This is a genomic window from Barnesiella sp. (assembly GCF_022723415.1).
In the GTDB taxonomy this organism is placed as follows: domain Bacteria; phylum Bacteroidota; class Bacteroidia; order Bacteroidales; family Barnesiellaceae; genus Barnesiella; species Barnesiella intestinihominis.
Window position 1 is genome coordinate 65,743 of record NZ_JAIJHU010000005.1, and the last position, 21,783, is coordinate 87,525.

At 43.2% G+C, this 21,783-nt stretch carries 15 protein-coding genes; 6 read left to right on the top strand and 9 right to left on the bottom strand.

The annotated features are described in order from the left end of the window. Window positions 1–76: 76 nt before the first annotated feature. From ung to QVD32_RS02100, 3 genes are all read left to right on the top strand, one after another. A complete protein-coding gene (ung, locus tag QVD32_RS02090) occupies window positions 77–739 on the top strand; it encodes a uracil-DNA glycosylase (protein ID WP_118686953.1) in 663 nt (220 codons plus the stop codon). Window positions 740–743: 4 nt separating this feature from the next. Then, complete coding sequence (locus tag QVD32_RS02095) at window positions 744–1,220, top strand: C-GCAxxG-C-C family protein (RefSeq protein ID WP_046415183.1); 477 nt, start codon at window positions 744–746, stop codon at window positions 1,218–1,220. Between the two features lie 111 nt (window positions 1,221–1,331). Further along, the gene (locus QVD32_RS02100; protein ID WP_271695467.1) at window positions 1,332–2,348 is read left to right on the top strand and encodes an acyltransferase family protein; all 1,017 of its coding nucleotides are present in this window, start codon (window positions 1,332–1,334) and stop codon (window positions 2,346–2,348) included. On the opposite strand, the gene QVD32_RS02105 is transcribed toward QVD32_RS02100, so the two are convergent. Together QVD32_RS02105 and QVD32_RS02110 are read right to left on the bottom strand one after the other, a co-directional pair. Then, window positions 2,339–3,076: a hypothetical protein gene (locus tag QVD32_RS02105; protein ID WP_118686951.1), complete on the bottom strand. Its 738-nt coding sequence runs from the start codon at window positions 3,074–3,076 to the stop codon at window positions 2,339–2,341. The genes QVD32_RS02100 and QVD32_RS02105 overlap by 10 nt on opposite strands. 4 nt (window positions 3,077–3,080) lie before the next feature. Then, entirely contained in the window at window positions 3,081–4,283 is a 1,203-nt protein-coding gene (locus QVD32_RS02110) for a C1 family peptidase (RefSeq protein WP_021890959.1), read from the bottom strand. A 303-nt stretch (window positions 4,284–4,586) separates the two neighbouring features. Between QVD32_RS02110 and QVD32_RS02115 the strand changes: the two genes are divergently transcribed. The 3 genes from QVD32_RS02115 (at window position 4,587) to tamL (ending at window position 13,119) form a co-directional block, all read left to right on the top strand. Next, complete coding sequence (locus QVD32_RS02115) at window positions 4,587–5,867, top strand: type IX secretion system plug protein (RefSeq protein WP_229033604.1); 1,281 nt, start codon at window positions 4,587–4,589, stop codon at window positions 5,865–5,867. 218 nt (window positions 5,868–6,085) lie between these two features. After that, window positions 6,086–10,807: a translocation/assembly module TamB domain-containing protein gene (locus QVD32_RS02120; RefSeq protein WP_195242004.1), complete on the top strand. Its 4,722-nt coding sequence runs from the start codon at window positions 6,086–6,088 to the stop codon at window positions 10,805–10,807. Then, complete coding sequence (tamL, locus tag QVD32_RS02125) at window positions 10,804–13,119, top strand: translocation and assembly module lipoprotein TamL (protein ID WP_118686949.1); 2,316 nt, start codon at window positions 10,804–10,806, stop codon at window positions 13,117–13,119. The genes QVD32_RS02120 and tamL overlap by 4 nt, the downstream gene beginning before the upstream one ends. A gap of 136 nt (window positions 13,120–13,255) precedes the next feature. Here tamL and QVD32_RS02130 read toward each other — a convergent pair whose 3' ends face one another. From QVD32_RS02130 to QVD32_RS02160, 7 genes are all read right to left on the bottom strand, one after another. Continuing rightward, window positions 13,256–14,590 carry an NADP-specific glutamate dehydrogenase gene (locus QVD32_RS02130; protein WP_118686948.1) on the bottom strand — a complete coding sequence of 445 codons (1,335 nt, stop codon included), beginning with the start codon at window positions 14,588–14,590 and terminating at the stop codon, window positions 13,256–13,258. A gap of 197 nt (window positions 14,591–14,787) precedes the next feature. After that, window positions 14,788–16,233 carry a CCA tRNA nucleotidyltransferase gene (locus QVD32_RS02135; RefSeq protein WP_021890924.1) on the bottom strand — a complete coding sequence of 482 codons (1,446 nt, stop codon included), beginning with the start codon at window positions 16,231–16,233 and terminating at the stop codon, window positions 14,788–14,790. A gap of 64 nt (window positions 16,234–16,297) precedes the next feature. Next, window positions 16,298–19,075, bottom strand: a complete 2,778-nt coding sequence (locus tag QVD32_RS02140) for a putative LPS assembly protein LptD (protein ID WP_118686947.1) — start codon at window positions 19,073–19,075, stop codon at window positions 16,298–16,300. 126 nt (window positions 19,076–19,201) lie between these two features. Further along, window positions 19,202–19,738, bottom strand: a complete 537-nt coding sequence (locus QVD32_RS02145) for an HD domain-containing protein (protein ID WP_118686946.1) — start codon at window positions 19,736–19,738, stop codon at window positions 19,202–19,204. 80 nt (window positions 19,739–19,818) lie between these two features. Further along, window positions 19,819–20,865: a branched-chain amino acid aminotransferase gene (locus QVD32_RS02150; RefSeq protein WP_262483666.1), complete on the bottom strand. Its 1,047-nt coding sequence runs from the start codon at window positions 20,863–20,865 to the stop codon at window positions 19,819–19,821. An 88-nt stretch (window positions 20,866–20,953) separates the two neighbouring features. Further along, a complete protein-coding gene (locus tag QVD32_RS02155) occupies window positions 20,954–21,208 on the bottom strand; it encodes a DUF6383 domain-containing protein (RefSeq protein ID WP_195242006.1) in 255 nt (84 codons plus the stop codon). Between the two features lie 226 nt (window positions 21,209–21,434). Continuing rightward, a complete protein-coding gene (locus QVD32_RS02160) occupies window positions 21,435–21,746 on the bottom strand; it encodes a DUF4491 family protein (RefSeq protein ID WP_008862774.1) in 312 nt (103 codons plus the stop codon). Between the last annotated feature and the right edge of the window lie 37 nt (window positions 21,747–21,783).

The window sequence follows — 21,783 nt, forward strand, 5'->3', positions numbered from 1 at the left end:
TCTTCATTTGCGTGGCAAAAGTAAGAAATATTTGTAGCTTTGCAAACAGATATAGTTAAAATCTTATTCGACTATTATGAATGTTCGTATCGAATCCACCTGGCAGCAACGCTTACAAAGCGAATTTGACAAGCCTTATTTTGAAAATCTGACGGCTTTTGTACGGCACGAATATGCTACTAAAACGGTTTATCCTCCCGGTAGTCAGATTTTTGCGGCTTTCGACGCCTGCCCGTTCGACCAAGTAAAGGTCGTTATTTTGGGGCAAGATCCCTATCATGAGCCTCGTCAAGCACATGGGCTTTGTTTTTCGGTTAATGACCATATTCCTTTTCCTCCTTCGCTTCAAAATATTTTCAAGGAGATCGAGAGCGATTTAGGAATTCCTGTTCCTCGGAGTGGAAATTTGACTCGATGGGCGCAACAAGGAGTTTTGCTTTTGAATGCTACTCTCACGGTTGAGGCTCACAGAGCGGCATCACATCAAGGTAGAGGCTGGGAAACATTTACCGATGCAGTTATTCATAAATTGGCAGAAGAGCGGGAGCATTTGGTATTTATCCTATGGGGATCGTATGCCCAACGGAAGGGCGATTTTATAGATCGCAGTCGGCATCTTGTTTTGCAATCTCCACACCCTTCGCCTTTGTCGGCACATCGGGGGTTCTTCGGGAATCATCATTTCAGTCAAACTAACCAATATTTAGAGGCTCACGGAATCGAACCTATTCGATGGTAGCGGTATGGAAAGAGTAGATGTAGAACAAAGAGCGGAAAAGGCTCGTCGGTTTTTTCTGGAAGGATATAATTGTGCGCAAGCCGTTGTGTTGGCTTATTGCGATTTGTTCGATATAAGCCCGTCTTTGGCAGCGTCTATCAGTGCCCCGTTGGGTGGAGGTATGGGACGATTGAGAGAAGTGTGCGGTGCAGTTAGCGGCATGTTTATGGTTGCTGGGTTATTTTACAAAAATGATGTTCCCTCGGATATGACTAAACGAAAAATCGTTTACAGCACGGTGCAGGATTTGGCAGAGAAATCGAAGGCCCTAAACGGTTCTATTATTTGCAGAGAGCTGTTGGGACTCGACCATAAAAGCGATAGTCCTACTCCCGAGGCTCGTACCGAAACGTATTACAAGCGTCGCCCTTGTGCCGATTATGTAGCATCGGCTGCTCGATTGATCGGTGAAAAGCTCAATGAGGTATCAGAAGAAATGTAATCTCATGTTATTTTGTATCTGATGAATGTAAATGAATATAAATAATGCTAATGAATGTGAATATTTGGGGGGGGTAATTTACGAACATTTACGCGGGATAAAAATCTGGATATTGTAAAAGGTATTGGTATTTTATTGATTATATTACATAATTATTTTCATACGTTTCCTGAGTTTCCGCCAGAATGTGAGTTTAAGTATGCTCCCGAAAATGTTTCCCGTTTTACCGAGGCCATGTTGTCTGGTAATTTACGCATTATAATTTTATCACTATTTTCCTTTTTAGGACATTACGGAGTTTCGATTTTTGTCTTTGTCAGTGGTTATGGACTTTCCAAACGTTATGACCACAGCGGGGAATCGAAATGGTATATCATTTTGCGCCGAGCCATACAACTGTGGAAATGGCTCGTTCCTATGGCGCTACTGCTTATCCTCGACCGTTATTCGGGGCATACGCATTTTACCTATGCCTATCTGGGTAATAACAAGATTTGGACCGACATGTTGTTTATGCTTACTTTTACGGCCAACGGCCTTGCCGACAGATTTATCATTGCCGGGCCGTGGTGGTATTTCGGCATGGCATTTCAGTTGTATGTTATTTACGCATTATTCTTGCGGAAATCATCGGACAAGGTTCTATGGGGTATTATAGCAGGGGTGTGGACGTTGCTCATTGTGTTGTCTAGTCTCGGGTTGGATAACTGGGTTTTTGCTTTTCGTTATAACAGCATAGGGTGGTTACCGGTGTTTTGTGTAGGCATTCTCCTGTCTCGTCACCCTGTACATATTTCGTGGAGATGGATTTCATTGGGAGTCGTTCTTTTCGTTCTGAGTTTATTCAATCGCTATTTATGGGTGATTAGTCCTATATTAGCCCTCTTTCCTGTGGCTGCCGTTCTCCCGCTTGCCAGAAAGGAACCTCTTCAAAACGTTCTGCTTTTCATGGGAAAACTTTCGGCTGCGCTGTTTGTAACTCATGCTTTTGTGCGGCAACAAGTTCTTGCGCACGATCAAGCCCTTCCCCCAGAGATATCCGGGTTATTGTATCTCGTGCTTTGTATCGTTGTTGCGTGGGTATATCGATTGTGTTTGACCTATTTTTATAAAAAGATTCATTTGTGATAATGTCCCTTTTCTTTCACCAAAACGACTTTTACTCTCCCGTCTTTCAGAATCGCCCTTGATCGGGAAAAGAAGGGTAATTGCCAAGCCCATCGACGATGTTCCCAAGTGAGTAAATCTACCGAGAAATCCAGATTCCTTAGAAAAGCGTAATACGAAGCCGGAAAGGAGAGCGCCGAAACAGCTCCGCTATGGGCTATTTGTTGAATGGAATCCAGTCTGTGTAAACGTTCTGCGTCGGACAATTCGTCTATATGGGGAATATCCAGATAGCAAGAAGTGTAATACCCTTCTTGTGTAAAATGATGTAACGCTTTCCAATCACGAGATTCGATAATCAATTGATCTTTATCGACATCTCTCTGTGCCAGTAGTCCGGTAAGTGTCGTTTCGGCTTGTATGCAGTTACTTTCGTTCAGATTCTTTAAATCGAGCCAAAGTTCTCGGTCGGGGTTAGCTCCTAAAAAGTCGAGATAGGGCTTCAACGGTTCGCCCGAAGGTTCGTCATGCCCTATCTCGAATGTCGCTGAATCGGTGAGGAACAGCACGTCGCACTCAAAATTTTTATACTCCTGTTCAAACTCGTGCAACTTCTCGATCGAGTTCGTCCGGTGTAACCATATTTTGTCGATATAACGGCGTACGATTCGGTCGTTCCAAAACGGGATAGCCAATAGAGACAAACACAATATCAACAGCAAAAGTCCAGATAGACGAAGCCGTTTCATCGTGCTATTTCAGATGTAATTTTTTCAGAATCTTTACGGGAACAGCATCTTTGTGGACCAAGATATCCATAGTTTTATATTTCACGAATGCTTCTGATGCGTAGAAAAAGCCTCCATAAATTTGTTCCGTACCCCATGAATTTTTCACTTTATAATATTTCGTACCGTTCTGGTCGACGGCTGTTCCTACGAATACCATGCCGTGGTCGTCGGTAGTCTCGTAGTTATCGAATGCTTCTTGTCGAAGTTTTTGGTCGATGTATTGTTCTTCTTCCGGTTCTTCGAATTTATATAGTTCTCCTTCTTTTTCCGATTTTGACAATTTTACCCAACGAGCCAATTCGGTTCCAGACAGGTTCTCGTTTTTCTTCTCTACGGGAACCACAGCAAACCCTTTCAGATATTGGAATCCTTTCTCGCTTACATCGGAAGCCCACATGACTGTAAAACCTTTATCGATGGCATAATCGATTGTCTCCATCAATTCGTTGAGCGGGATATTATAATATTCCGACCATAACCAGTTGTCGGGTACTTCAATGGCAAAAGGTTTGTAAAAATCGTGATGGGTGAATGATGTCAACGGAACATAATCCGAGGCTTTTATACCCAATGATTTTGCAAAAGATTGAGGGGTGTATTCTACGCCGTTGTAAGTAAACTTCTCGGGAACTTTGCCTAAATAGGTGTCCAGCACGGCTTTGAATCCATCGAGCCATGCTGTCGAAAGTTTTTTGTTGGGGTTGGCAATGATAGCATCGACATAACCTTTGAGGATAGCGTCGAGTTCTCCGTGCTGGTGCTTGTCTGTCCCGTAATTCAAACCGGTATAAACCTCCTCGGGAACAATGCCATATTTATCGATGATATAGAGCACGTCATAAGCGCTACCCCCGGCCGAAAAGGCGATATCGCCGTGCATGCGTACATATTTAATCGCTTTTTCTATATAATCGTTACGCACGATAAACATTTCCGATAAGTCTACCGCAGGCTTTCCTTGACGCAACAAATCATCTTCGATAAACGATAAAGTCGAGAAGCTCCAACACGTTCCCGATCTGCTTTGGTCTTTTACCGGGTTGGTCTTCAATTCTTTGGTTACAGTAAATTGGTAACCCACAGAATCCGTTTTATTTTCGTTTGCCCATGAGCAGAAAGACATTGACAATAAAGCACAAGCGATAGTGAAAAACTTACAATTCATACACAACTATATTTTAAAATACGGTACAAATATAGTGAAAGGAGAGTGCAGAGACAAGCGAAAATTATATTTTCGGCTTGACTATGCCGAAACGAATCCTATATTATACAGAATAATATAACGAAAGGTAGATGTAGGATAAAATAAATATATTTATTTTTCATGTCGAACGGCATTCTGTATGATTCGAGTTATAAATTATTTTCATTCTATTGCGATAGAATTGATGGCTGTAAGGGATATATTAGGATATAGGCGTAAAATTTCGTATGTTTGCATCAGTAACTCGATAATGGAATGGTTATGAAAACAAGTTATATTTTTCAATTGCTTATTTCTGTTTGTGTCCTTTTGGGAGGCATTTCTGCAACGGCCCAAAATCGTTCGGAACCGTATGAAACACAAGCCTTCTCCGATCGATTTCGAACTATACAGACCGAGGTGGAAGGTAGGGAATTGTTCCCTCCCATTATTGAATTGAATACCGACGAACACATAACGATTTCGTTCGATGAGTTGGCCGAAGATGTCACTTATCTGCAATACAGTCTTATACATTGTAATGCAGATTGGCGTCCTTCCGACTTGTCGGATTTGGAATATCTCGATGGCTTCAATACGAATTCTGTCGAAGAATATGAATTTTCTACTGCGACTTTCGCGCATTATGTGCATTACAGGATTACGCTTCCTAATGCCGATGTACAGTTTAAAGTATCGGGTAATTATGTGCTTGTGGTTTATCCTGAAAACGAACCGGAAAATATTTTGTTGCAAGTGTGTTTTTCGGTCTACGAAAACCAAGTTTTGGTTGCTCCTTCTGTAACGTCTCGCACCGATATAGATTATAACCGTGAACATCAACAGGTAGAAGTCGCTCTCAATACCAACAATTATCGGGTTCAAAATCCTTATAACGAATTGAAAATAAGTATTCTTCAAAATAGCCGACGGGATAAGGAGGTTATTATAAATAGACCTTTAAGGGTACAAGGGAATCAAATTGTTTTCGGTCATGACCGCAATATGATATTCGAAGCGGGGAATGAATTTCGTCGGTTCGAAATGGTAGCTACCCGTTATGCCGGATTAGGGGTTGAAAAAATATACTATTTCGACCCATATTATCACGTCGTGTTAGCTACGTCTGTTCCCAGAGCGCAAACGAGTTATCTTTATGATAAAACCCAAAACGGGCGTTTCGTCATACGCCAAAGCGGGGCAGACGACAGCAATACCGAAGCCGATTATTTCGTCGTGCATTTCACGCTTGATTCCGATCCGATTCCGGGAGGAAAAATATATATCGATGGCGAAATGACGAATCATCGGTATACCCCTTATAACGAAATGGTTTATAATCCTGCTTCTGGGAAATATGAGAAAACCCTGCTCTTGAAACAGGGTTCTTACAATTATCAATACCTATTTTTGCCCGATGGAGGGAGTACCGCTTCGGCAGGCCCTATCGAAGGAAACTATTATGAAACGGTAAACGAATATTTAGTAAAGGTTTATCATCGGCCGCAGGGAGTACGTTACGATAAACTCATCGGTATAGGAATGGGGTATTCCGGTCGTTGATCGGCTTTCTGATTCGGCCATGCCCCGAATTTATTCCTAACGCGATCATTGTAAATAAAGCAATGAGGTACAAATAATTTTTCATATATTTACCTTGTTTTTTAGGTTTTCTGTATATTCTAAAAACAAATTCTGTCGTGCCAATGTTTATAAAATAGCCACCGGAATACAGTTAAATAAGGTGTATATAGAGTCCTTCAAAAAAGAATTCCTCCAAAATGAAAAAAGCACTAAAATATATTGCTATCGTATTGATTTCACTTTTAGTGCTATTGTTGACTTTACCTTTGTCTATTTATATCCCGGCAGTACAACGATGGGGAAAGAATGAGATTAGCGGTTATGTCGGCCGATCGACAGGAATGGAGCTTTCCATAGGAAAGTTGTCTCTTAAATTCCCGTTCCGACTGCAAATCGACGATATACTTTTACTGACTTCGAGTCGGGATACGCTGTTGCAAAGTTCAAGTATACAAGTAGGGGTAGCCCCGGCGGCACTTTTGCGTGGACAAGTTCAAATCCAGAAAATAGCATTGAACGAAACACTTTTTCGTTTTTCGAATTCAGACTCTACTTTATTACTATCGGCTAACATAAAACAATTCTCCACACAGAAAGCAAACGTTAATTTAAAAGATTTCCACATCTCATTACCTTCTACCCGATTGGACGGAGGGGAAATAACTTTGAACTTGTCGGAGAGTTCCCCTGATACTGTTTCTGCGGAAAGCGCTCCATTGAATTGGAGCATCTCGGTAGGAGAAATAGGGTTATCGAATATCCATTATTCTATGCAGATGAAACCTACTATCGAAAATTTGGATGCTTCGATACAAAAAGCGAGACTCTTGCAAGGAGAAATAGATTTATACGGGCAATCGGTTCGAGTCTCCGAGGCGATTATAGACAAAGGAGATTATCGTTATTATCCGGGGAGTGGAAATAATGAAGCAGAACCGGAGGAAAATGATGCCGATACAATCGTTTCGCCGCCGTGGACCGTACAAATTCAAAAGTTGCGGCTGCATCGGAATCATGCTCTTTATGCCTTGCCGACCCGAATCCCCCAAAAAGGGCTTGACTTCGGGTATCTTTCTCTCGATAATATTGAGATTGCCATCGACTCTCTCTATAATCGAGGAAGCGAAATATGCGTTCCTATCAAACAATTGGCGTTCACCGAACGTTCGGGGATAGCCGTAACTCGAACACAAGGAACTTTTACTATGGATTCGACAGGTATCTCCTTGCAAAAATTTCAGATGAACACTGCTTTATCCGAGATTTCGGCGCAGATTAAAGCTGGAAACGGTATTTTCACACAAAATTCACAGACACCGGTCGAAGCTCGATTACAGGCTAAGCTCGCTATTGGGGACATTATTCGGGTATTACCCGAATACGACAATTATACCAGAGGGTTGTTGTTGTCGACCGGTTTTCTTTCAAACATCTCGGTGAACGGTAAATTGGGAGATTTAAATTTGGAAAAGGCCGATATATCCCTGCCGGGAACATTCGTTTGCCAAGCGACAGGCAATGTGCAAAATTTGCACGAAGCAGATCGGATTAACGGAAGTCTCCAATGGGAGCTGCGCCTGAAAAATTCGCCGGTCTTTGCGAATGTAATGCCGGACTCCCTAAGCAAAAAAATACATATACCGCCGACCCGATTCACCGGTAATGCCCGACTTTCACCGGAGATGATCCGGTCGAAAGCCCAAATCGAATCCGGCGATGGCCTCATCACTCTCCTTGCTCGATTAAATACTAAAAAAGAGCAATATGATGGACGGATACTGATAGATCGATTCCCTCTATCTTCGTTCCTGCCTCATGATTCTTTGGGAGTACTCTCTGCTTCGACCCGGTTCTCAGGAGAAAAATACAATCCGATGGATTCCAGTATGTATGCGACTGTCGACTTGAAAATAGATTCCGTGGATTATTCGGGTTACCGGTATACCGGACTGTCTATCGAAGCAAAATTGAATAGGGGTAAAATGAGTGGCGGTATAACTTGTACCGATCCTAATTTGTTGATAGGACTCTCCGTATCGGGATCGCTGTCTCCCGAAGAATATACGGCCGACTTGACTGGCGAGATTCATACCGATTTGGAAGCTCTGAAACTGGTAACCGAAGCATGCTCGGTTTCTACCGGCCTTTCTCTTTCTGGCTATGTTTCGCCCATGAGCGAATCTTATCGGGCAGACATACGGTTAAGTGACTTTTCTGCCCTCTTGCCGACCAGCAGGTTACAAACCAATGCATTGTCGATTTCGGCTGAAACAGACTCTACGCACATAAATGCCGCTGTCCGAAGCGGAGACATGGCTATGAATTTTGTTTCGAGTATAGGATTTAGCTCTTTCTTGGAAAAGCTGAACCAGTCGTTACCTATTATTGCTACGGTTCAAGAAGAAAAGCGATTGGATATGAAAGCGTTGCATCAAGTTCTGCCTCCTTTTGAGTTTCATGCGAACGCAAAGCGGAATAATCTCATACAGCAGTATCTCAAAGGAATGAACATGGGATTTTCTCAAATCGACTTGAATATCCAAAACGATACTCTATTGAATACGACGGGTAAGATAGACCGCTTTTCGACCGGGGGGATTACTATCGATACCCTCCAACTCTCTTTATTCGAGCGTCGTGAAAAGGAGGAAAGATTATATTACTCTCTTCAAGTCGGCAACAAGCCCGGAAACCTCGATCAGTTAGCCTCTGTAATCCTTAACGGATTCCTTTCCGGGAATACGACTAAATTGTTTTGTGTGCAAAAAAACAGACAAGGACAAGAAGGATTCCGAATAGGCTGCCAAGCCGATTTCTTAGATTCATTGATTCAAGTGTCGTTTTTCCCGAAAAATCCGATTATCGGCTTTGAAACGTGGACATTGAATCCCGACAATTTTTTTGCCTACCACTATGGGCGACATTTCGATGCCAACATAGCTCTCACTCACGAGGATCGGCATTTTATTATCAAGACTTTACACAACGAACAATTACATGATTTCTTTCATCAAGAGGCATTGAAAGTCGATATAAACGGTATGGAGATAGCTCCGTGGTTGGCTTTATCGCCATTCTCTCCTCAAATCGACGGAAGTATTTCTGCCGACTTGCTGGTAAACTTTCCGCAGAGTGCGACGGAAGTATCCGGTAGTATGGGGATCAGTGATTTATATTATGGGAAACAACGTGTGGGAAATTTTAATCTGAACGTCGATTATCAATTAGACTCTTTGGGGCGTCAGGAAGCACAAGCCGATTTGGAAATAGACGATAAGAAAGTATTGACGTTGAATGGGCTTCTTGACAATCAAGCAGAAAATCCCGTTCGGTTAAACTTGTCCATAGATGAGTTCCCGTTGGCGACAGCCAATCCGTTCCTCCCTTCCGAAATGGCGCAATTACAGGGATATTTGAATGGGAAAATGGGAATTACGGGTAGTACCGATACGCCTCTTCTGAATGGTTACATACAGATGGAAGAAGCTGTGGCTAATTCTAAATCGATGGGAGCCACTTTGAAATTTCCTCAAAGTCAGATTCGAGTGGAACAAAATGTTTTGCAATTCGACAATTATGAGATCACGGGAGCGAATAAAAATCCACTGCATATCGATGGAAATATCGATTTCAAAAAATTAGATAAAATCGTTACCGATTTGAGATTATATGCATCGGCTTTCCAACCGGTTAAATCGGCGAGAAGTACGAAAGCGACTGTTTACGGTTCGGTTATCGCAGATATGGACATGGCGGTAACCGGTCCGCTTGATGCCCTGAAAATTCGGGGAAATGTAGGGTTGCTCACGGGAACGGAAGTAACCTACGTTATGCAAGATTCTCCTTTCGCTCTTCAACAACAAGAGAACAATATCGTTACATTCGTTTCGTTCAACGACAGTACTGAAATAGCCGAAGAAGATACTTTGCAAAAGAGCAGTGTGTTGGGCATGGATATATTGGTTAATATCAACATTGCTCCCACTGTTAAAATGGGTGTGAATCTTTCGGTGGACGGAAAAAATCGGATAGACCTTCAAGGCGGAGGGGAATTGGCCTATACCATGAATACGTTGGGCGACAGCCGTTTCACCGGTCGATACAATCTCACCGGAGGTTTCGTCCGTTACAACCCGCCTATCATATCGGAAAAATTGTTTAAAATTCAAGACGGAAGCTATGTGTCTTGGAACGGTGATATCGCCGATCCTCAAATGTCTATTACAGCTGTCGAGACCGTACGCACGACTATCTCCGAGGAGGAGAAAAATACCCGGCAAGTCAATTTTGACATCAGTATCATCATTAAAAATTCATTGGAAAATTTGTCTGTTTCTTTCGATCTTTCCGCACCCGAAGACCTCACTCTGCAAAATCAGTTGACATCGCTCACGGCCGAGCAACGGGCTTCGCAAGCCATGAGCCTGCTCATTTATAATACATATACCGGTCCCGGAACGTCGACTACGAAATCCGATTTATTGGGTAATCCGCTTAACGCATTCTTGCAAAAAGAATTGAACCAATGGGCTCAGGATAACTTGAAAGGTATCGATTTGTCTTTCGATATTAATTCCTACACCGATGCTTCGGGAGTGAATACTCGCACCGATTATTCTTATAGGGCGGCTAAAAGTCTGTTTAACAATAGGGTGAAAGTCGTCATTGGCGGAAGCCTCAGCCCGGACGACAACGCAGATGTCAATTTCAAAGAGAACTTCATAGACGACATTTCCCTCGAATATTATTTGAATCAAAGGGATAACATGTATATTAAAATATTCCGGCATACGGGATATGAAAGTATTCTCGAAGGAGAGATCACTCAAACCGGTGTCGGTTTTGTCGTTAAGAAAAGGCTGCTCAATCTGATGGAGCTATTTCGACCACGGAAAAGCAGAAAGGGGGTGAACCTATGAAAAAAGTATTCCGAAATGTATTTACCGCCGCTTTTCTATTGCTGATACTGATTGGCTGTTCCACGACAAAGCGTATTGCCGATGATGAAGTATTGTATACCGGCGTAAAGAAAATGGAAATCATACCCGACTCAGGTGTGAAAATCGCCGATGCAGCTGCATCGGACGTTCGATCTACTCTCTCCGTCGCACCCAACAATCCTTTGTTCTCTCCTTATATCCGCACGCCGTTTCCCATAGGTTTGTGGGTGTGGAATTACATGGAACCCAAGCGGGAAAAAGGGGTGAAGCACTGGATATACGAGAAGTTGGCCAAGGAGCCGGTACTTGTTTCGACCGTACAGCCCGAATTGCGTATGAGGGTAGTCAAAGACATTCTCGGAAATAACGGATATTTCGGAGCGAAAGCCGATTATGAATTGATATACAACAAACGGAACCCTAAAAAAGCCCGCATTAAATATCGAATCGAAGTTCCCGAAGCCTATACGCTCGATACCATAGAATTACCGGCTCCTACGACTCCGGTAACTCGGTTTATCGATAGTATAAATAGTTCTTCGATTTTACAAAAGGGCGACCGTTATTGCCTCGATTCTTTATCTTTCGAGCGAAACCGAATTACTACCGCACTGAGAAATAACGGATATTTTTATTTCCGCCCCGAATACATCGAATACCTTGCCGACACTACGTTGTCTCCGGGTAAAGTGGCGTTGAGAATGACGTTGAAAAAAGGGATTCCGGCACAAGCGCTCAAACCTTATTATGTGGGAGATGTAACAGTTCGACTCAACCGTGCCACCGGCGACGGAACTCCCGATACCATTCGCTACCCTCGCATGACTGTCGCTTATTACAAGCCTATACGATTGAAGAAATGGGTATTGCCCAAAAATATTACCTTCAAACCGGGCGAAATCTATTCGATTGCGACCCAAAATGAGACGCAATCCAATCTTGGGCGGTTAGGAATATTCCGTACTGTCGCTGTCGAAGTAACCCCTCTCGATTCATTGATACGAAAAGATTCCCTCGATGTAATGATACAGGCGACGTTCGACGTGCCACTCGAAGCGACCATAGAAGCCAATGTTTCGTCTAAATCGAACAGCTATATAGGCCCTGGACTTATTTTCGGTATTAATCACAACAACGTGTTCGGGGGCGGTGAAAAACTTTCGGTCAAACTCAACGGGAGTTATGAGTGGCAGACAGGCGGAGGCTCGCAGCATGGTAAGGCTTCGCTATTCAACTCTTACGAAGTGGGTTTGAATTCGTCATTAACCTATCCCCGTATCGTGCCGGGATTTCTACCGCAACTACCCCGTACCCGAAAATATCCCGCTTATACTCGGTTCCAATTGGGGGCAAACTTGATGAATCGGCCTCATTATTTTCGTATGGTCTCTTTCAACGGTTCGATGTCATACGACTATCGTACCTCCTTGCGGGCCGGACACTCGGTTACGCCATTCAAGTTGGTATATACAAAACTGCTCAATACGACCGAATCGTTCGATAAAACGATGGAAGAGAATCCGGCCATTGCCCTCAGTTTCCGAGATCAGTTCATTCCTTCTTCGAGTTACACCTATACTTACGACACCTCATACGGCCGGGAAGTGGATAACCGCTTTATCTGGCAGTTCATGGGAATGTCGGCTGGAAATATCCTTAGTGGGATAACATCGCTTTTTGGACAGCATGGGGAGAAACATATCTTTGGCAGCAGTTTTTCTCAATTCGTAAAGGGAAGTGCCGAAATGAAATATTATCACCGTTTCCGTGCCGAACACTGGTTGGCGACCCGGTTGTTTATAGGTGCGGAACATGCATACGGAAATTCCAAAGAAGTTCCGTACAGCGAACAATTTTATATCGGAGGTGCGAACAGCATACGGGCTTTTACTATACGTTCGCTCGGTCCCGGAAGTTATATTCCGGCAAAAGACGATGTCGACGGATATTTCGACCAGACAGGTACTTTCAAGCTCGAAGCGAATATCGAATACCGTTTTCCCATTTGGGGCGATTTGCACGGTGCGGCATTCGTCGATGCTGGTAATATCTGGCTATTGAAAAAAGATCCGAAACGTCCTGGTGGAGAACTCGACCGGAAAACTTTTCTCAAAGATATAGCTCTCGGTACAGGTATAGGATTACGCTACGATATCGGTATGCTTGTTTTACGGGGAGATTTAGGTATCGGGATACATGCACCCTATGATACCGGAAAGAAAGGATATTATAATATGACTTCTTTCAAAAACAGTCTCGCATTCCACTTGGCTATCGGATATCCGTTCTGATAATCTCTGATTTCTTATTAATAAGAGTTGGGACAGTCTTTTATGGGAGAATCTTCTCATTTAGGCTATATTCTTTTACGAATAAAAAAAGGAACTTTACGATAAGTTCCTTTTTTGCCTCTTTTATGTGTTTATTTTACAATATCCCTTGTGCCATCATCGCTTTGGCTACTTTCATGAACCCGGCGATATTGGCTCCTTTCACATAATTGGTATAAGAGTCGCTTTCTTTACCGTAGCGGGTACACTGTTCATGAATATCGTGCATGATTTGTTTCAGTTTTTGGTCTACCTCTTCGGCTGTCCAGCTTATTTTCATTGAGTTTTGTGTCATTTCCAATCCGCTTACCGAGACACCTCCTGCATTGGCGGCTTTACCCGGAGCATATAAAATTTTGTCTGCGAGGAATTGTTCGATAGCTTCGGGGGTAGAAGGCATATTTGCACCTTCCGAAACGGCGAAACAGCCGTTGGCAAGCAGGGTACGGGCATCGTCGCCATCTAGCTCGTTCTGTGTTGCGCTAGGCATGGCTATGTCGCATTTTTCTCCCCACGGACGTCCTCCTTCTACATATTTACAGCCATATTCTTCGGCATATTCACGAATGCGTCCTCGATAGAGGTTTTTCAGTTCGAAGATGTAAGCCAGTTTCTTTTCATCGATTCCGTCTGGATCGTAGATATAACCGTCGCTATCGGACATGGTGACAACTTTGGCTCCGAGGGAGATAAGTTTTTGCACCGTATATTGAGCGACATTTCCCGACCCCGATACGGTGACTACTTTCCCTTTAATATCTATTCCTCTGGTTTTAAGCATTTCGAGTAGGAAATATACATTTCCGTATCCTGTGGCTTCCGGGCGAATAAGTGAGCCTCCGAATTCAAGACCTTTTCCGGTGAATGTCCCGGTATTTTCGCGGGCCAGCTTTTTATACATACCATACATGTAGCTTACTTCCCGACCGCCTACACCTATATCACCGGCGGGTACGTCGGTATCTGGGCCTATATGCCGCCAAAGTTCGGTAACGAATGCTTGGCAGAATCGCATGATTTCCATGTCCGATTTTCCTTTGGGGTTGAAATCCGATCCGCCTTTTCCTCCGCCCATAGGTAAAGTAGTCAAGGCATTTTTGAAGGTTTGTTCAAAAGCAAGGAATTTCAAGATCGAAGGATTGACCGATGAGTGAAAACGGATGCCTCCTTTATACGGACCGATGGCGTTATTGTGTTGGATACGATATCCCATATTGGTATGGACTTGACCTTTGTCATCGACCCAAGTTACCCGAAATGAAAACATTCTATCGGGAATGCACAACCGTTCGATCAGGTTGTAACGATCGAATTCGGGATGTTCGTTATACACATCTTCGATAGTCGATAACACTTCTTCCACAGCTTGGTGGTACTCCGGTTCGTTAGGGAAACGGCGTTTTAATTCGCTCAATACTTCTGTTGTTTTCATTGATAAGTATGTTTTTTGAGTTTTGGAAAGTCTCTATAAATATGTAATCTTTCTCTTTGATTTCGTTGCAAAGATAATACAAAATACGTAAAATGAAAGCATTTTCTTATAAAAACTTCCACTTTACAATAAAAATGATAAAAATGTATCTGTTTGTATGCTATTGGTGTTGTATTTGCGGCAAAATTGATATTATATTATTTCTTTGTCGGAAATAAATTCATTGTTGCAGCGGTTTCCAGCATAAAAAGTCGTGCCGGTTCATATTCATTGGGAATTTTTCCGTCGAGTATGGCCTCTTTGATAGCCGATAAAATTTCACCTACGGGACGGGACGGCGGTAACCCGAAGGTTTCCATGATTTCTTCTCCCCGTATCGGGAGCTTCATATTGCGTATGCTGTCTTTTTCTTCTATTTCTCGCAGTTTGGTTCGCACCAATTCGAAATTGTCGCGGAATCGTTTCACCTTTTCTCTGTTTTTGGAGGTAATATCCGATTCGCAAAGAAGCATCAAATCATCTATGTCATCGCCGGCATCGAACAAGAGTCTTCTTACGGCCGAGTCGGTAACGACTTCTTCGGCGAGGACGATAGGTCTCATGTGCAATCCTACGAGTTTCTGTACGTATTTCATCTTCTCATTGAGCGGTAGTTTCATTTTGCGGAAAATACCGGGAATCATTTTTTCTCCTATGAAATTGTGATTGTGGAATGTCCAACCCAGGCGGGAATCATAGCGTTTGGTACGTGGTTTCCCGATGTCGTGGAGTAGTGCAGCCCAACGTAACCATTCGTTGCGGCTGCGCAGTGCCACATTGTCGAGGACGGCGAGCGAATGATAAAAATTGTCTTTATGTCCTCGTCCTTCGATTGTTTCTGTTCCTTTGAGTGCGGCGACTTCGGGAAAAATGATAGGCAGCAGTTTACAGTCGTCTAATAAAATAAATCCCCGAGAGGGAATATCCGAACGTATGATTTTGCCGAGTTCGTCGATGATGCGTTCTTTCGAAATGATTTCGATTCGTTTTCGGTTTCGTTCGATGGCTGCGAATGTCTCTTTCTCGATGTGGAAATTTAGCTGAGTGGCAAATCTGATAGCACGCATCATGCGTAAGGGGTCGTCGCTGAATGTAATGTCAGGATCGAGGGGGGTGCGAATAATTCCCTTTTTCAGATCGTTCATGCCGTCGAATGGATCTACGAGCATGCCCCAATGCTCTTTGTTCAGGCAAAGAGCCAAAGCATTGATGGTGAAGTCTCTTCGGTTCTGGTCGTCTTGCAGGCTTCCGTCTTCGACTATCGGCTTACGCGAGTCATGGCTGTATGACTCTTTTCGAGCTCCGACAAATTCTATCTCTATATTTTCTTTCTGGTCACTGTATTTTACTTGTGCTGTTCCGAAGTTCCGAAATGTCGACAGGTGGGCCCGTTTCCCCAGTTTGGTCGTTACAGCCTCGGCGAGTTCTATACCGCTGCCTAAGGTTACGATGTCGATGTCTTTGGACGGTCGGTTCAGAAAAATATCGCGTACATATCCTCCGATGACGAAACACGGGCGATTCATCTCATCGGCAACTTCACCGATGAGATGAAATATCGGGTCGTTCAAATGGTCGAGTATAAGATCGTTGTCGGTTTGCATGGTTATTGGTAAAATAGCTTATAAATGTGTTGGTTTTTACGGGTTGCGACAAATGCGACCGGGTTTAATACCAGTCGAGTCGGCTGTAAGAATTTCCTCGTTTGTCATATTTGAGGTCTTGCAATAAAGACGATTTCACGCTAATGTGGAAATTGTATGATTTGTAAGGTCCCACAGGGACGAAACTGGCACTCATCGACCAGCAATGCAAATCTCGGGTGATGTTACAGTTCATATAGGCGATTTTCTTAGCGTCGAAATCATAGCTGGCCGAGAAGTTAAAAGACCAGTTTTTCGTAAAGTTGATATTCCCCGAAAAACTTAGGTTTTGGGTAAACCGGCCGTTGTATTCCATTTTCTTTTTGTTGAAAGACCCATATCCGTAATTGACCGAATAGTTGATAGATAGACTCCACGGGACCTCCCAAATCGCATAACCGTCGGCCCCGAATTGTGTGTCCGATTCTTCCGAGGCTGTATCGTCTTCCGGCTCTTCATTCGGGTCGGGTGGCAGTGTATTGGGTTGTGGTTGAGGCTGTTTGTTGTCGTTTTTTTTCTTGTCCTTCTTTTTAAAAGTATCGTTGTTGAAGGTATAGGAGAAAGATGTTCCTGTACTGGACAAACGGCCTAATCCCTTGCCTACGGTCCACCGGGGTTTGTTCACTCGTACAGGGTTTCCGTAACTGTCCAATTGATAAGTATAGGTATCCCATGTCGCACTCATTTGTAGGTTAAACCCTTTGGTTAGTTTAATGAGTATAGAGGTGTTCAGGTTACTCCATTTCATGGAGTCTGCAGCCATATTATAACTCATATTGGCCGATAGGTTTTCGATTAGGGATATTTTGCGAACTCCTGTCGAGTCGCGGTCCGATTTGACTTTCATTTCCAAATTGTTCGATACCGAGAACGATACTGTTCCTTGTTTCCCTTGTGACACTGTGCCGAATATTCCGTTTGAGAAAGGAGAATATTTTTCGGTCACCGTTTCTCCTCGTTCGTTTACGTAGGAAAGTGTTTTCCAAAAACCATATCGGGGAGAACTGAAATCGGGGGCGGCGCTGAACGATATAGATGGAGTGAAAATGTGTCGTATGGCCTGTACTTTGTCGCCGAATATTTTCCACGGTTTGTAGAATCCGTACAGTTTGGTATCTGCGCTTAACGAACCGTAATAATTAAATACGTTGTAAAATCCGTAGGTTGTGTCTTGAACTATTTTTGACTGCTGAGTATCCCATTCTCTCATAACTTTGTTGGTGTACATACGGTCGGTAAAGTTGAAGCTGGCAGTCAGGTTGAGATATTTGAACACATTGAAAGTCGCCGATATGGGAATGTTGTGATACATACCGTTTCGCCAGTCTTTAATCAGATTCGATTTAAGTATCTGGTCTTGCTTGGTGAGAATCGAGTTTTGGAAACGACCGCTATACGACATTTGTATTTTTTCATACCAACGTTCATTGCCCACGACCGATTTCCGTTTGAATGGATAAATTTGCCCCATTGACACGGTTAAATTGGGGAAAGAAACATTTAGTGTCGAGTCTTGCGTACGTTGAGTGATATTGGCGGTTGCCGAAAAACTCCATGACGAGTTAGGAATACGGTAGGTCATGTTTACCGTAGAACTTTTGGTGTTTTCGGTAAAGCTGTTGGAATTGTAATAGCTGTTCAAATCGTTTCGGGTATATCCGCTGGTTGTGAAATTAACGCTTGCCGATAACGACATGTTCGGGTTGTTTTTAGTGTCTTGGGTATGGGTCCATGCTATTTTGAAGTTCTTCATTTTTGAATAGTCTGGCAACCCTTTATCTCCGGTAATGGTTGTGATGAAACTCAAATCGAAGTTACCGGAATATTTGTATCGTTTGATATAGGCCGAACGGGCGTTGATACCCCATGAACCTTTTGTGTAAATTTCACCGGTCAGTGCAAGGTCTATGTAATCGTTGATGGCAAAATAGTAACCGCCGTCACGCAAATAAAATCCTCGTGCCAGTTCGTCTCCGAAAGTGGGAACGATAATACCCGATGAATATTTTTCGGTGAAAGGGAAAAAGCCGAACGGAATGGCGAGGGGAAGAGGAACATCGGCCAGTACCATATAAGCCGGCCCCGTTACGATATTCTTTTTGGGACGGACTTTCGCTTGGGTTAATTGCAGATAAAAGTGCGGGTGATCGTGATTGTCGCATGTCGTGTAACGTCCGCTTTTCATGTAGAATTCGTCATTCTCCATTTTTTTAGTTTGTCCGCCTGTCAAGTAACCTTCGCCTTGTTGGGTGACAATATTGGTAATATATCCCTTTTTTGTCTTGAAATTATAATTCATGGTTTCCGATTCGTACTCTCCGCTTTTATCCTTGAAAACGGGACGGCCCACTATATCTCCCACAGAGTCGGGACGACCCACGGCGTAGACTAAGCTACTGTCCATGTTCATCTCGATTTGATCTGCGTTGAGCTCCATGCCATCGAACTGTACTACCCCTTTTCCATACATGTACACCTCGTTACCGTGGGTGAAAACGATAGAATCGTTGGCCTTGTAATCGACAACCGAAGTCAAACCGGCTTTCTTTTTCTTGGGTGAGACAGAATCATTGGCAAGCGAATCGACTCCTAACGAATCCGATTGTAACGAATCTTTGGAAATACTGTCTAAAAGTGTTATCGGTTTATTTGATAATAAAGTAGCACTATCTTTGCTCGTGGTGGAATCGAGTGAAGTCACTTCGCTATAAGACGGATGCCTGTCTTGTGCGATGAGCGACACAAACAGTGAGGAGCATAGAAGAGATAAAAGTATAGCGTATTTTTTGCTGTCTTTTGGCATCCGGCTGTCAATCTGTAATCAACTCGCAAAAATACACATTTTCCATGACTTATCGGCGTTTGGGCTTTATTTAATATATTTTATTCAATGTTCAGAGTATCTTCTTTTTATTGATTGTGTAGGTTTCTATAAAAACAGAGTGGCCATTTCGTCGAAACGGTGTAGAGACGCATCGCCATATTTAGCAACGCTTTTACGAACTTTATCGAACGGTTTTTCTTGGTCGGGAGTAGATTTCGAATAAAACTTGTCGGCGAAGCAAACGAGTTTTTCTTCGAGACTTATAGGGCACATGTCACGGTGTGGAAGCGGGAGGTTTTGGGAGACGATGTCATCGACCGTCAGTCCGGTTCCTGTGTGTCGTTCACAAACGAGAGCGTGTTTGGGATATCCTTCGTTTCGAAGAAGCTCGGCTCCTATAATGCCGTGACGGATATAGGGCTCTTCTCCTGTACAGTAAATCGAAGGAGCATGGGTGAGGTATACACCGATGTCGTGAAGCATGGCGGCTTCGTAAACAAAGTCCGAATCGATATTTAATTCCGGGTGGGCTTGGGCTAGTTTCAGGGCTTTTTCGGCAACCAGTTTGCTATGGGACCATACGCTGTTATAAAGAGGCGTTCCGGGTTGATAGTATTTTTCGAAGATTTGTTGGATATTCATGGTTGTCACTGAAAAAATGTGTTATAAAAGCGACAGCCCGAAAGAGTGTCTCTCCGGGCTGCCGTTGTATAATCTTGTAGTTATTCTACGATAGTAATCCATTTGTGAGTATCGGGTTCGTCGCCATATTGTATAGCGCGTAACTTATTGTATAGCTTTTCGCAAATAGGTCCGGGTTTACCGTCTTTGGAGAAAATATACGATTTGTTTTCATCGAGGTCGTCTATACGGGCGATAGGACTGATGACGGCAGCTGTTCCACAAGCTCCCGCTTCGTCGAATGTCCCGATTTCATCTTCCGGTATTTGTCGTACTTCTACCGTCATGCCCATGTCTTCGGCAAGTTGCATGAGGCTTTTGTTGGTGATTGAAGGGAGAATGGACGTCGATTTCGGGGTGATATAGCTGTTTCCCCGAATGCCGAAGAAGTTGGCCGGGCCGCATTCGTCGATATATTTTTTCTCTTTGGCGTCCAGATAGAGTACGGCGGAATATCCCAGTTCATGGGCTTTTTCGCCAGCCACTAAACTGGCTGCGTAATTTCCTCCTACTTTGTAGCGTCCTGTTCCGAGTGGAGCGGCGCGGTCGTATTGACGGAGTATCGCCATAGGGGTAGGTTTGAAACCCTCTTTGAAATAAGGACCTACCGGAGATACGAAGACGATGAACAAATATTCTTTGGCCGGTTTGACTCCTACCTGTGCCGATGTTCCTATTAGTAATGGGCGTATATAGAGTGAAGCTCCGCTTTCGTAGGGAGGTACGAACCTTTCGTTCTTCTTGACTACGGTTAGTATGGCTTCGTTAAACTTCTCTGTGGGCAGTTCGGGCATCATGATTCCCCGGCAGGAACTTTGCAAGCGAGCTGCATTCTCGTCCATACGGAAAATGCGGATTTTTCCGTCTTTACCCCGAAAGGCTTTCATTCCTTCGAATGCCTCTTGTCCGTAATGAAGGCAAGTGGCCGCCATGTGTATTTCGAATGTTTGTGAGCTGGTAACTGTAATGTCGCCCCATTTCCCGTCTTTGTAAATACACCGTACATTATAGTCGGTAGGCATATAGCCGAATGACAGGTTTGACCAATCGATACTTTCCATTGTTTCGGTTTTTAAGTTTAACTTTATAGGGACAAAGTTAAACTATTTCATGAAATATTGAAACAATGTTTAAGGTTTTATTTTTGTAATATCGATTTGAAGTAAAAAGGATATATTAAAGAGCAATCTTTTGTGTTTGTCCCTCTATTTTAACTAAATAAATACCTCGGACACCTATTTTTAATTCAGAGAGGCCGGGATTGATGGTCCGGTCGGTTACGATCTGTCCTAATATCGTGTAGACTATTACCTGTACTTTGCGTGGGGTACGAATATAAATGCTTCCGTCCTTGCTCGAAACCTCTATGGGGGCTTCTTGGACGGGTTCATTTTGACGGTTGTCGTCGATCTTCCAGATCTCTTTCTCCATAGTTGTTTGAGCTACGGCCGTTGGAAGGACGAAGCCACTGAATACTAACGCGAAAAAGACTGCGTAAAGATACTTCATAACAACACTATCTAAAAATAGAATGTCTTGCAAATCGATATGTTTCACTCGATTATGCCAGTATGGCATCTATTTATATCTCTTGCAAAGATAGCTCTTTTTTGTAGTATTGTATAGGATAAGGCGTTAAATATGATGGGTATGCTCTTTAAAATTTGTAAGTCCGCTTAGGATTTTTGGGAAACCAGCCCTTTTGCACGCGTTTTTCTTGTTCGAAGATTTCTTTAATCGACCAAAAAGAAGAAAAGGCAAAAACACCCAACAAGGACGATATAACTACATTTTCGATGCATAGAGACGATATCACGCCTGCTATCCCCAAAAATAAAAATAACCACCAACAACGAGTACTCCAATAGTATTCGGCTTTGACGACTATGGGGTGGAACATTCCGATGATTAGAAATGTGCAGATTCCAATAACGAGGCCTTGCAGATGATTGTCGATTATAAAATCCATTGTGTAAAGATTAAAAGTTCTAATAAAAGATAATATC

What these genes read in the sequence shown, in the direction of transcription:
- ung (WP_118686953.1), top strand. Translation starts at nt 77, where the DNA reads ATGAATGTTCGTATCGAATCCACCTGGCAGCAACGCTTACAAAGCGAA.
- QVD32_RS02095 (WP_046415183.1), top strand. Translation starts at nt 744, where the DNA reads ATGGAAAGAGTAGATGTAGAACAAAGAGCGGAAAAGGCTCGTCGGTTT.
- QVD32_RS02105 (WP_118686951.1), bottom strand. Translation starts at nt 3,076, where the DNA reads ATGAAACGGCTTCGTCTATCTGGACTTTTGCTGTTGATATTGTGTTTG.
- QVD32_RS02110 (WP_021890959.1), bottom strand. Translation starts at nt 4,283, where the DNA reads ATGAATTGTAAGTTTTTCACTATCGCTTGTGCTTTATTGTCAATGTCT.
- QVD32_RS02115 (WP_229033604.1), top strand. Translation starts at nt 4,587, where the DNA reads ATGAAAACAAGTTATATTTTTCAATTGCTTATTTCTGTTTGTGTCCTT.
- QVD32_RS02120 (WP_195242004.1), top strand. Translation starts at nt 6,086, where the DNA reads ATGAAAAAAGCACTAAAATATATTGCTATCGTATTGATTTCACTTTTA.
- tamL (WP_118686949.1), top strand. Translation starts at nt 10,804, where the DNA reads ATGAAAAAAGTATTCCGAAATGTATTTACCGCCGCTTTTCTATTGCTG.
- QVD32_RS02130 (WP_118686948.1), bottom strand. Translation starts at nt 14,590, where the DNA reads ATGAAAACAACAGAAGTATTGAGCGAATTAAAACGCCGTTTCCCTAAC.
- QVD32_RS02135 (WP_021890924.1), bottom strand. Translation starts at nt 16,233, where the DNA reads ATGCAAACCGACAACGATCTTATACTCGACCATTTGAACGACCCGATA.
- QVD32_RS02140 (WP_118686947.1), bottom strand. Translation starts at nt 19,075, where the DNA reads ATGCCAAAAGACAGCAAAAAATACGCTATACTTTTATCTCTTCTATGC.
- QVD32_RS02145 (WP_118686946.1), bottom strand. Translation starts at nt 19,738, where the DNA reads ATGAATATCCAACAAATCTTCGAAAAATACTATCAACCCGGAACGCCT.
- QVD32_RS02155 (WP_195242006.1), bottom strand. Translation starts at nt 21,208, where the DNA reads ATGGAGAAAGAGATCTGGAAGATCGACGACAACCGTCAAAATGAACCC.
- QVD32_RS02160 (WP_008862774.1), bottom strand. Translation starts at nt 21,746, where the DNA reads ATGGATTTTATAATCGACAATCATCTGCAAGGCCTCGTTATTGGAATC.